General features: G+C 52.2%; 10 protein-coding genes and 2 pseudogenes. 5 read left to right on the top strand and 7 right to left on the bottom strand.

Annotated elements, in window-relative coordinates; translation table 11 throughout:
- Positions 1-286 precede the first annotated feature (286 nt).
- Positions 287-607, top strand: coding sequence for a hypothetical protein (locus tag BCM02_RS09080; protein ID WP_148928718.1), 321 nt, complete (start codon positions 287-289; stop codon positions 605-607).
- Positions 608-982: 375 nt separating this feature from the next.
- Here BCM02_RS09080 and BCM02_RS09075 read toward each other — a convergent pair.
- From BCM02_RS09075 to BCM02_RS09065, 3 genes and pseudogenes are all read right to left on the bottom strand, one after another.
- Positions 983-1,898: pseudogene (locus BCM02_RS09075) on the bottom strand (transposase); the annotation flags it as partial.
- A gap of 60 nt (positions 1,899-1,958) precedes the next feature.
- Positions 1,959-3,683 carry a stalk domain-containing protein gene (locus tag BCM02_RS09070; protein WP_148928717.1) on the bottom strand — a complete coding sequence of 575 codons (1,725 nt, stop codon included), beginning with the start codon at positions 3,681-3,683 and terminating at the stop codon, positions 1,959-1,961.
- 86 nt (positions 3,684-3,769) lie between these two features.
- Positions 3,770-4,135: an AAC(3) family N-acetyltransferase gene (locus BCM02_RS09065; protein ID WP_281288162.1), complete on the bottom strand. Its 366-nt coding sequence runs from the start codon at positions 4,133-4,135 to the stop codon at positions 3,770-3,772.
- A 105-nt stretch (positions 4,136-4,240) separates the two neighbouring features.
- Here BCM02_RS09065 and BCM02_RS09060 point away from each other — a divergent pair, with 105 nt between their 5' ends.
- Positions 4,241-4,708 carry a copper amine oxidase N-terminal domain-containing protein gene (locus tag BCM02_RS09060; RefSeq protein ID WP_148928715.1) on the top strand — a complete coding sequence of 156 codons (468 nt, stop codon included), beginning with the start codon at positions 4,241-4,243 and terminating at the stop codon, positions 4,706-4,708.
- 508 nt (positions 4,709-5,216) lie between these two features.
- Here BCM02_RS09060 and BCM02_RS09055 read toward each other — a convergent pair.
- The 3 genes and pseudogenes from BCM02_RS09055 to BCM02_RS09045 all read right to left on the bottom strand — a co-directional run.
- Positions 5,217-5,984: pseudogene (locus tag BCM02_RS09055) on the bottom strand (NAD(P)-dependent alcohol dehydrogenase); the annotation flags it as partial.
- The gene (locus tag BCM02_RS35910; RefSeq protein ID WP_246183266.1) at positions 5,920-6,114 is read right to left on the bottom strand and encodes a helix-turn-helix transcriptional regulator; all 195 of its coding nucleotides are present in this window, start codon (positions 6,112-6,114) and stop codon (positions 5,920-5,922) included. The pseudogene BCM02_RS09055 and the gene BCM02_RS35910, both read right to left, overlap by 65 nt.
- Position 6,115: 1 nt before the next feature.
- Positions 6,116-6,562 carry a hypothetical protein gene (locus BCM02_RS09045; protein ID WP_148928713.1) on the bottom strand — a complete coding sequence of 149 codons (447 nt, stop codon included), beginning with the start codon at positions 6,560-6,562 and terminating at the stop codon, positions 6,116-6,118.
- 278 nt (positions 6,563-6,840) lie between these two features.
- On the opposite strand from BCM02_RS09045, the gene BCM02_RS09040 reads away from it, so the two are divergent.
- Positions 6,841-7,287, top strand: coding sequence for a GNAT family N-acetyltransferase (locus BCM02_RS09040; RefSeq protein WP_187434090.1), 447 nt, complete (start codon positions 6,841-6,843; stop codon positions 7,285-7,287).
- A 195-nt stretch (positions 7,288-7,482) separates the two neighbouring features.
- On the opposite strand, the gene BCM02_RS09035 is transcribed toward BCM02_RS09040, so the two are convergent.
- Positions 7,483-8,700, bottom strand: a complete 1,218-nt coding sequence (locus tag BCM02_RS09035; RefSeq protein ID WP_148928711.1) for an MFS transporter — start codon at positions 8,698-8,700, stop codon at positions 7,483-7,485.
- Between the two features lie 225 nt (positions 8,701-8,925).
- On the opposite strand from BCM02_RS09035, the gene BCM02_RS09030 reads away from it, so the two are divergent.
- Positions 8,926-9,363: a Dps family protein gene (locus tag BCM02_RS09030; RefSeq protein ID WP_148928710.1), complete on the top strand. Its 438-nt coding sequence runs from the start codon at positions 8,926-8,928 to the stop codon at positions 9,361-9,363.
- A gap of 199 nt (positions 9,364-9,562) precedes the next feature.
- Entirely contained in the window at positions 9,563-10,513 is a 951-nt protein-coding gene (locus BCM02_RS09025) for a ring-cleaving dioxygenase (RefSeq protein ID WP_148928709.1), read from the top strand.
- The last annotated feature ends 28 nt before the right edge of the window (positions 10,514-10,541 follow it).

Here is a 10,541-nt window from a genome sequence, read left to right as displayed (position 1 = left end):
CTCCGTTGCATAAAAAATCCCCTCCACTGGTTCTGCTTCTAGCTTACTACGTTAAGTAGTCTAGACTCAAATCCAATTTCGGGGCTTAAGAGTTAGGACTTGGTGGTATTAATAATTGGAAACCAACTCTAAGCTCGCTTATCTCAATTCTTATAAGTGGATTATTGGTAGTTGTTGAGTTACTACTTTTTGTATTGTCCAAAATTTTATCATTAATTTAACTGGGAACGATAGTTGAACCTCAAGGAGCCGTGCGTTTGCCGGAGTATAGTGGAAAGGTGATAAAATGGGACAAAATTTCGTTCTGATTAATCACAGCAAACGAGAACTTATTGGGTTTGCACATCTCCCAGCCGGTAAAGTACGGGAGTTAGCAGGGAATCCCGTAACGGCTGCTATTACAACGTGGTATCTCTTGCAGAACAGCGGTGATAACATTCTGTTTACTGAAGAGGAACTTATTGAAGATGGCTTTAGCGATGTTACCAACAACGTTATCGAAACCTTAATTCAAAATGGGATTCTTCAAGACAACGGTATCGAGGTTTTTGATGAGGAAGAACCCGAGATTTACATGCGAAAATTAGAAAATGTCTGGATTAAGTGATTAAGCTCCCTCGAAATGATTCAGTTTCCTCACTCAGACTCATGAATTCGCAGGATTTCATCCTGTAGTTAGAACGAAGAAGAGGATGTTGGAGAAGCCGGAGGCAGGTAGGCGCAAAACTGGGCATGCGGGAATAAAGGTGGTTTGATTGTCACCCATATTGTTCCATATACGCACGTCTCCACGTCGCCCTAGCGATTCTCGCTCCCATGTCTCAACGGGTCATAGCCCTTTCATTCCTTCGTCACATCTAACTACGGGGTGGAGGTCGGTCTATCTATCGGAACGGGTCCGAGCCCTTTTGCGTAATGTCTCCCGATACTCCGTGCTTCTTGTCATCCTGCGAATGCTTGAGCTGGTGAGGATCGACTGATCTTAGGCAGCCTGTGGGAAAACTCTGGTTGAATCGTAAGCTTCGCTACTCTTAGCCAGGCCGACTAGTAAACGAGCTATTTTGCTGCACAATTTCATAATGGATTTCATCTTCTTTAGCTTCTTTTCCTCCACATTGTAACGATGTAAAACCCGAATTTCGGGGTTCGTCATAACCATACACATGGTCATCAGATACAGAAAATGACGCAGACGTGGACGCCCACGTTTGCTGAGCACCATCTTTCCTCTCCATTTCCCAGAACTGGCCTCCGCTAGATTCAGCCCAGCATGCCGAAGCAGTGCATTTCCATGCGAATAGCCGCTTAGATCACCGGTCTCACCGAGAACGCCAGCAAGACACGTAGCACTGATGCCCCGTATTTCAAGCAGCTTCTTTGCGTAAGGAATGCGTTTAAGAATGCAGTTCAGCTCATACTCAATCTGTTCAAGCTGACGCTGGCCAGGTCATATTCTTCTAGCAATTGGCCAAGATGAAGCTTGTATGCGTGGAGGGCCTGAGTGGTGCCAACACTGGATTTAGCGAGTGTAATGAGCAGTTCAGCACGTTTAACGCCAGCATGACGCTTCACGTATTGCTTCCAACCGGCCAAAACCTGTTCGGTGTTTAACTGACTGATGTCGCTTGGCAAAGGAAACAGTCTGAGTGTTGCGATCGAACTGGTGCAGGTAAGGATTTTGAAGACCTGACGCAGTTCGGGGAAGACAATGTCTACCCAACGATGAATCTGGTTAACTGCACTGTTCAAACGCTTAGTAACCGTCTCGCGGTTTGCCATGAGAATACGTAGCTCCTCGTAGGCTTCGGAATGAAAACGAACGGGAGAGTAGTACCCGTTTTGATCATATCTGCGATGACCAGCGCGTCCTTGCGATCGCTTTTAGAAGGCGTATTGTCTATTACGTACGCAAATGAAAACGTCCTTGACCGCTAGTCGGGCGGCAAGGACGTTCCTCTTTATGGGGTGTCGATCGACGCCGTTCGAACGGCGGGGTCCCATTTCACCTTATAGCCGAGCGACTCGCTAATGAATCGTAGCGGCACATAGGTGGTTCCTTGAATGGATTGGGGCGGAACGGTCAAGTGGACCGATCGGCCCCCGATTTGCGCGGTCGTGCTGCCGACCTGAAGGATGATCGTGCTGCCGTCCTTGACGGCCGTAATGCGCCGGCTCTTGGCATCCCAGTCAACGGGAACGCCCAGGCTGCCGAAAATCGACCGCATCGGCACGAGAAGGCTGCCATGTTGCTGGATGGCCGGTTTCTCCAGGCGGACCTCCCGGCAGTCGATAAGAATCCGGATGCCGGCTGGTTGGCTTGCGGCCGATGCTGCCGTGCAGCTCGACCCCGCGGACGACTGGCCGCCGGTTCCGCCGGAGGCGGCAGGTGCCTTCGGCGGATCCTGCTGCGAAGCGTCCTGCTGCAATCGCGCCAGTTCGGCGGACGTTGGACTGAGCTGGATGATGCCGCGGCGATCGAAGATCAGCAGCTCTCCCGCCGGATTGACGTACAAGGGCGCCGCTGCAGCCATCCCGTCGAGCCCCGTCAGCGTGAAGCGCAGCTTGCCGTGACGGTCGAGCCCCGTCACGCTGCCGTCTTCGTCCAGGTAGTACATATTGCCGTACGAATCGGATACCGGCTGCTGGATGACGCGGCCGCTGCGAGCGCGATAAGACCAATTGACGTCCCCGTTCGGCGCTTCGGACGATACGCCGTTCAGCGTTCTCATATAGACGCTGCCTCTTCCGTCGCCCTGGAGAACGGAGCGTACAGCCGGGTCGGCTGTCGTTTGATCCGTTTCGACTTTGCCGGTGCGCGTATCATATACGTTGAAGGTAGAGTTGAACGGCTCCACGATGAAGCGGTTGTCCGGGGTCAGGAGGAAGTTCATGCCGGGCATCCCGCCCGCGAGTTTCCGCTCCCAGAGGAGTCGGCCGTCAATCGATAGGCCATACATCGTACGCGTCCAATCATTGACCGAGATAATCGTGTTGTCCTTCGTCACATGGACGGCGCCAATGTCGGAAAAGAGGCTGAGGCCCTCCCCTCCCCAGCGATGAGGGTCGAGCTTGGCCACCTTGTCGTTCGTCCAGCGCAGCTTGCCGCCCGAATCGAAGGAGGCGAACCCTAGGCTGGAATCGACGTAGAGGTTCCCGTTACGATCGATCGCGAACTGGCCGGCTTGGCCGGTCGGGACGTAGCGCGCAGCGTCGAGGGTCGCTTCGCTCTGTTTCTCTCCCTTCGTCGTGAAGACGAGTATTCGCGCCGGGAGATAAACGTACTCTTCCGCAGGGTCTGAGCCGGGTATTTGGACCGTCTTGGGGTAACCGGCGCCTTCATAGACGGCTATATTGCCATCCGGCGAGAAGGCCAGATAACGGTCCCGTGAGCCCTTGAACGGGTACGACCATACTTCCGTGCCGGCGGGGGTGAAGGCCGTTAGGCGGTTGCCGTCCACCGCATAGATCTTGCCGTCCGGCCCGACCCGGACGTCGGGAGACTGCCACGAATCGAGCGGGATGGCGGCCTTCAGTTCGACCCGGTCCGTACCTCGCAGCGTAAAGGTCTGGTCGCCGAATTCAAAGGTTTCGCTCCTTCCCGCAGTCGGTTCGGCCGAAGCCCAGGCGGGCAGCACGGCGGCGGTCAGCCATACGAAGATGAGTAAAATGACGAATTTACGCATGATTGGGGCTCGCTTTCTTTCATAGAATAGGTACTCTATTATTATAAAGCGGGACCCATTTTATTTCCAGAAGCCATTTTAAGATGTTAGACCGCACCGTTCCCCCGGTTCCGCTCCATCCAGGCTGCCGCCCAATCCACGAGCGGCGGCTGTGCAAGCAAGCGAACCTGCGCATCACCGATCCTGTGGGGCGTGATGCCGTGCGCCTGCTCGTATTCCGCTCCCAGCTGCACGAAATCGCTGTCGTCTACGTGCTGCGTCCGGTACGTCACCCAGGTGCGCCGGCCTCCGACCAGAATCGCGCTGCTATCCTCTACCTCGTGTTTGGAAGGGAAATCGGCCCGCGTCTCCGCCAAATGCAGGGAGGTGGCCTTGTCATAGCCGACGCCGATCAGGAGCACGTATCCGTTCAGCTCGTACAAGCGATCGAGCGGCGAGTCGTCCCCGAATATATTACGTGGAAACGAAATAAATTCAAACCATTTATTGGAACAAAACTCACCGTTGATGCGTCATAAAAATAGCATCACTTACCTTAAATCATTGGAGGTCAATGTGTGAGAAAAAAAGCTAAGTTTCTATTGTTATGCCTTTCATTTATGTCAATTTTTTGGAGCACTCAGCAAATACCCAGCATCAATGCCGCTAACTCTGATGAATTTACAGCAAAAGTCGTATTGAACGGCAAACAAATGAATTTTGACCCTAATGTAATTGCTTGGAATTCCACAACATTAGTTCCATTTCGTCAACTTTTTGAAGCCTATAGCGCTGAAGTTCAATGGGATTCGGTTACAAAGACAGTGACTGCAAAAAAGGACGATACCACAATTAAAATTACAATGGACAATTTTCAAGCTTGGGTTAATGATAAGGAATATAGACTGACACAGACTCCGTTCATTGCTGAGGGTACTGCATATGTAAACTTGAGATTTGTCAGCGAAGCCCTGGGAGCTACGGTGAGTTATAATAAGAAAGACAATGTGGTTTTGATTGATTGGGTCGATGATGAACAGAAATAGGTCAATCCAACTATAGTTTGTCGGCTTCTGATCGTCTTGCATTTTGGCTACTTTAATCCCTAATACTCATTGCGCTAACGGGAGACGTTAGCGCAAATATCGACACAACAAGGCTGCCACGTATTTGACCGAAAGCCTTGTTATGTCTGCAAAGTCAATGAAGTTTGGAGGTAGCATCAGGGACACCATTGATGGCATTGAATGTACCATCGACTTATGTATCTTGCTGAAGCCGGCCACAAAAATCGGCTGCCTTCTTGAGAGGACTTCGCCATAGAAGAGAGAGCAGTGACGATCCGATACGCCACAAGGCCGCCTCACAGGAGTGCTGACCCTCCCGGAGAAGAAGGACGGCAAATTTGGACTCGTACTTCTTCATCCACGGAGACGGTCCGATTGACGCGACGCTTGACGGCGCCTATAAGCCGCTCTGGGAACGGTTGGTTGCTAGGATACGCATCCTTGCTGTCTCCGTCCATCGCCGATTCCCCCCTGCAGGCTTGGATGATCAGTGGCAAGTTTCTCTTACCGTTACGACGACATTCCCCTTCTTATGTTTTTGCTCGACATAACGATGGGCATCGGGAATTTGTTCCAACGAATAGCGTCTATCGATGACTGGATTAATTTTACCTGCTTCAAGCAGCTCTTGGAGGAAGATAAGGTCTTCAACGCGAGGCTTTTGTGACATATGCACACTTACATATTTTCCGTTCGTACGCAGTGCTTTTTTGAATGTCGATTGTTTGATTTTCGATATCGGTTTCCCGACGGCATCAAAGATTATATCATAGCTTTCTTCAAGCGCCATGAAATCCTGTTTCGTATAATCTATGACTCGATCGGCTCCTATAGATCTTACCATCTCAAGATTGGCAGTACTGCATACTCCGGTTACATCCGCCCCGTAATACTTGGCAAGCTGCACCGCATAAGTACCCACACTTCCAGAGGCTCCATAAATAAGGATCTTCATTCCGCTCGCGATATTCGCCTGCCTTAGAAAGTTCAACGCGGTTATTCCCCCGATGGGAACAGCGGCAGCCTCCTCATAGCTCACATTGACCGGTTTGATGACCACCAGTCCATCTTCAGGCAAACATTTGTACTCGGCATATGCACCGAAACCAAAACCACAAGACGCAAATACTTGATCACCGATCTTAAATCGTGTTACATCTTTGCCTGCGGCTTCAACTTCCCCAGCTAACTCAAACCCCAATATCGTTACTTTTTTGGGCCTTAAGAGACCATTGTACAGTCTTGCAAGGAATGGGTCGGCCTTTTTCAAGAGCAACGATCGTTTGTCGGGTTACACCCACCTTGTCGGCCAGCTGCTGCTGGGTCATTTCATTATGATTGAATCGTAATTTTCTGATGTGATTGCCAACAAGAACTTTACCCATCTTAGACTCCTCTCCTGTAGTGATACAGTCTCGATATTGAACCGGTTACGTCTGAAAGAAATCCAGAGACGATTAGGACGATAAACATCACCTTCAAGGGCTGGTCTATAACTAATGAGCCCATAGCCAGCAGGAAACCAATGACAAACATAGCAAATGAATTTCGATAGGCTAACAAGTCGATACGCTTATCCAGTTCATCCGCGAATGTAGGTTCCTTTTCACCCGTCGTCATTCGGAAGACGAAGTTAAAAATAATGCTGATCATGATATGTGCTGCAATGGAAACCAAGGTCAATACAAGAACGAAAGATCCCCAGTAATGGAAGGTTACTTTTGAATCCAGCACTTCTTTGGGGTACTCTGGGTATTTGTACAGGCAATACACTGTAAAAATGAGTATGGTGCTGATTAGCGATACGATGCTCTTCTTTTCTTGATAAGTCATGTATGACACCGCCTTAATGAGGTAAAATGAACTAATCACATTGTAAAATAAACTATACATTTAGTCAATTTTATTATACATAAAAAGCCGATCACCATCTGAATAGGCAGTTCACGACTAGAGTAATGTTTATGATATGGTTCACACGAACTTAAACATGACCTTCGGCATGGTGGTATGGTTCCCTTACCGGGCAGGAGAACTTAATACTCTATGAGAGAAGGGATCATGAAATATATCCAGAAAATGTATAAGAAAGTATGCTTAGGAGGGAACTAATGCTTATTCGAGAACTCATTGAAGACGATATTGAGCTTTGTATATCCTTATTCATTGAGGTGTTTAACCAACCACCGTGGAATAATGAATGGACATATGAGGTTACAAAGCAAATATTTTACGACTTCTGGAATACACCAAGTTTTAAAGGATACGTAGCGGTTGATGAATCGCAAGAAAAATCCATAGTCGCGACGATTTTAGGGAAAGAAAAGCAATGGTGGAGAGGCAAGGAATTTCTGATCGAAGAGTTTTTCGTTAGAACGGACATGCAGGGACAGGGAATCGGATCCGATATTCTTGATTATGCATGTTCCGATATTAAACTTCGCGGGATCGACAATGTGATTTTGCTTACCAATACTTTTGCACCAGCATATAGTTTCTATTTGAATAGAGACTTCAAAGAAAATCAGACACTGAGGCTGTTGTACAAGAAGATCTAATTAGATCCAAAATTTGCGCTACGTTGGAACGTTATCTCAATAGAACAGCGGTAGTCTAGGACTTTATTTTACAGTCCAAAGCTACCGCTGTTTCTTTATTCAAGGCAGTCTAATATGTGGTGTTGAGTTCGACTGTTAGCGTCAGGCTATAATGGTTGCGATTACAACGTCGGAATACCCCGCTCTACATACGTTTTAAGCCGAATGCTGCGCCTGTCCATGCGCGGCAGTCGGAGCTTCCCCGAGCCGAATGAACAGCGGCACGATCGTGCTCAAGGCGAGCAGACCGGCCAGGATGAGGAACGTGAACAAGTAGCCGCCCAGATCCATCAGGTAGACGGCGACGATCGGACCGAGCGACGCGCCGATGAACAGCATGAACATGTGGAACGACACCGCGATCGCCCGGATGTCCCCCGCGAGCTGGCCGATCAGCGAGATTTGGGCCGGGAGCGCCATGGCGACGCCGGTCGTGAAGACGACGCTCAGCGCGATCAGGAAGGCCAGATTCGGCCAGATCCCGAGCAGACCGAGACCGACGGCGGCTAGCGCGAGTCCGCAGCATAAGACCCTCTTCACGCCGAACCGGGCGACGAGCTTGCCGTCGAAGGGCGAGATGAACATGCCGATGATGCCGACGGCCCGGACCCAGAGAATTTCCTGATGGCTCATGCCGAACGTCGGTCCGGACAAATAGCTGCCGAGCGTCGAGAAATAGCCGACGAGCGCGGTGAACAGCGTCGCCGAGATGATATAGGCGATGGGCAGTCCTTTGCGCTTGAAAATATGGCCGATTCGGGCGAACGGCGCGAAGAAGCTTCCCTTCGCAGAACCGCTCTTGTCGCTCGGAATGCCGAAGACGATCGCGGCGAACGACGCGAGATAGACGGCGGACAGAATGTAGAAGACGTACGTCCAGTCGAACGTCAAGACGATCAAGCTGCTGTACAGCTGGCCAACGATGCTGGCCATCAGGAAGGCCGTGCTAATAAAGCCGATGATCGTCACGCGCTTTTTGGCCGGGAACATCTCCATCGCATAAGCGAGCACGGAGGGCGGGAACATCGAAGCTGCGAGGCCCTGCAGCGCCCGCAGCGCGACAAGCCAAGGCAGCGAATCGACGGCGCCGATCGCAAGCGTGGTCGCGCCGAGCAGCGCAAGCCCCGCCATCATCAATTTCTTCCGGCCGTACCGGTCGGACAGCACGCCGAAGAGCAAGCCGCCGCCAGCGAAGGCGAAGGAGAAGGCGCTGCCGACCCAGGCGGCTTGCGAGGCGGAGACGCGGAAGAGATCCGCGAACAGCGAGATGAGCGGAATCGTTAAATAGACGGCCGACACGACGATCAGGGAACTCCAGAACAGAACGGCGGTCACATGCGGTTTCGGCGCGGATTCGGCCGATGGTTGGCTCACAAGGATAGCCCCCTTCTTGTAGACATTAATCCCATCTTAGGCGCCGCTTCCGAGCCGATCAATATCGCGCTCTCTATACGTCGTATAGCCAACGATTATAGCTAATGTCTATACGATTAAGGCGGAATTCGGTGTGAGAAAAGGTATAGGCAGCCGAGGCGAGGCTGTGATATAGTGGTCCCTGCAAAATACTGCTATTACCTAATTCCGAAAGGGGACACCTGCATGTCTAGTCAATTGCCGCAAGTGCTGAATACGCAAATCGCCAACTGGAGCCTGCTCTTCACGAAGCTGCACAACTACCACTGGTACGTCAAAGGGCCGCAATTTTTCACGCTCCACCTGAAATTCGAGGAGCTGTACACGGAAGCGGCGCTTCACGTGGACAATCTGGCGGAGCGCCTGCTCGCCTTGAGCGGAAGACCGGTAGCGACACTGCGCGAAATTTTGGAGCTGGCGACCGTGCGGGACGCCGAGGGCGGCGAGTCGGCGACCGATATGGTGAGCGCGATCGCGGCGGATTTCGGGCGGATCGTGGACGAGCTGAAGGAAGGGATGCGCATCGCGGACGAGGAAGGCGACGAGACGACGGGGGACATGCTGCTGGCGATCCACAGCTCGCTCGAGAAGCATGTGTGGATGCTGAAGTCGTTCCTCGGCTAATCAGGCGCGAACCGAATATCGACGGGAAAGCCGGGGCTTCGTGCCTCGGCTTTTTTGGCATATCCGGCCCCTCTGGTTCATACCTCAGACTATCTCATCCTATAGCGAATCGTTATATCACGTATAGATAGATCGGAATTGTTCGCGCGAGGCCCATTGACTATAGTTAAAATCAAAACGGCTGGGAGAGATGCGCCACATGCGGCAACAAACGGCAGGCATACACCATATTACGGCTTTCGTAAAACACGCGCAGGAGAACGTCGATTTCTATGCGGGCGTGCTGGGACTTCGGCTGGTGAAGAAAACGATCAATTTCGACGCGCCGGAGGTCTATCACCTGTACTTCGGCGACGAAGCCGGCAGCCCGGGCACGATCATGACCTTCTTCCCTTACGCTCGAGCGGCGAAGGGGCGGATTGGCGGAGGACAAGTCGGGGTAACGACTTTTATCGTCCCTGTCGGGGCGATGGCATTCTGGCAGGAGCGCCTCGCGCGTCTGAACGTGCCGTTCGAGCAAGCCGAGCGGTTCGGCGAGACGTACATCCAGTTCGAGGACCGCGACGGCTTGAAGCTTGAGCTGGTGGAACGGGAGAATGGCGCGCCGAGCACTTGGTCGTACAGCGGCATTCCGGCCGAGCAGGCGATCAAGGGCTTCGGCGGCGCCGTCTTGTACAGCACCGCGCCGGAGAAGACGCGCCTTGTGCTCGAGGACGTGCTCGGATTGGAGCTGGCTGCGCAGGATGAGACCTTCGCGCGTTACAAAGCGACGGGCGACCTCGGCAATCTCATCGACGTCAACCTGGAGGCGATGGCGCATGGCGTCGCGGGAGCGGGCACGGTCCATCATATCGCGTGGCGGGCCAAGGATTATGAGGATCACGAGGCATGGCGCGCGAACGTGGAACGCAGCGGCCATCACCCGACGCCGATCATCGACCGGCAATATTTCCATGCGATCTATTTCCGCGAGGAAGGCGGCATCTTGTTCGAGATCGCGACGGACCCGCCGGGCTTCGCCAATGACGAGCCCGCGGACCAGTTGGGCGAATCGCTGAAGCTGCCGGCCTGGTTCGAGGAGGAGCGCGAGGCGATCGAGCGGAACCTCCCGCCGATCGTCGTCCGCGAGCTGGAAGGCAATCGTTCTTAACGTCATTCATCACGCGATCATTTCATAG

Origin of the sequence: Paenibacillus methanolicus, assembly GCF_008124765.1 — a bacterium.
Classification (GTDB): domain Bacteria; phylum Bacillota; class Bacilli; order Paenibacillales; family Paenibacillaceae; genus Paenibacillus_Z; species Paenibacillus_Z methanolicus.
The sequence above is the reverse complement of the archived record's forward strand: the minus strand, read 5'-3'. Positions and strand labels throughout refer to the sequence as shown.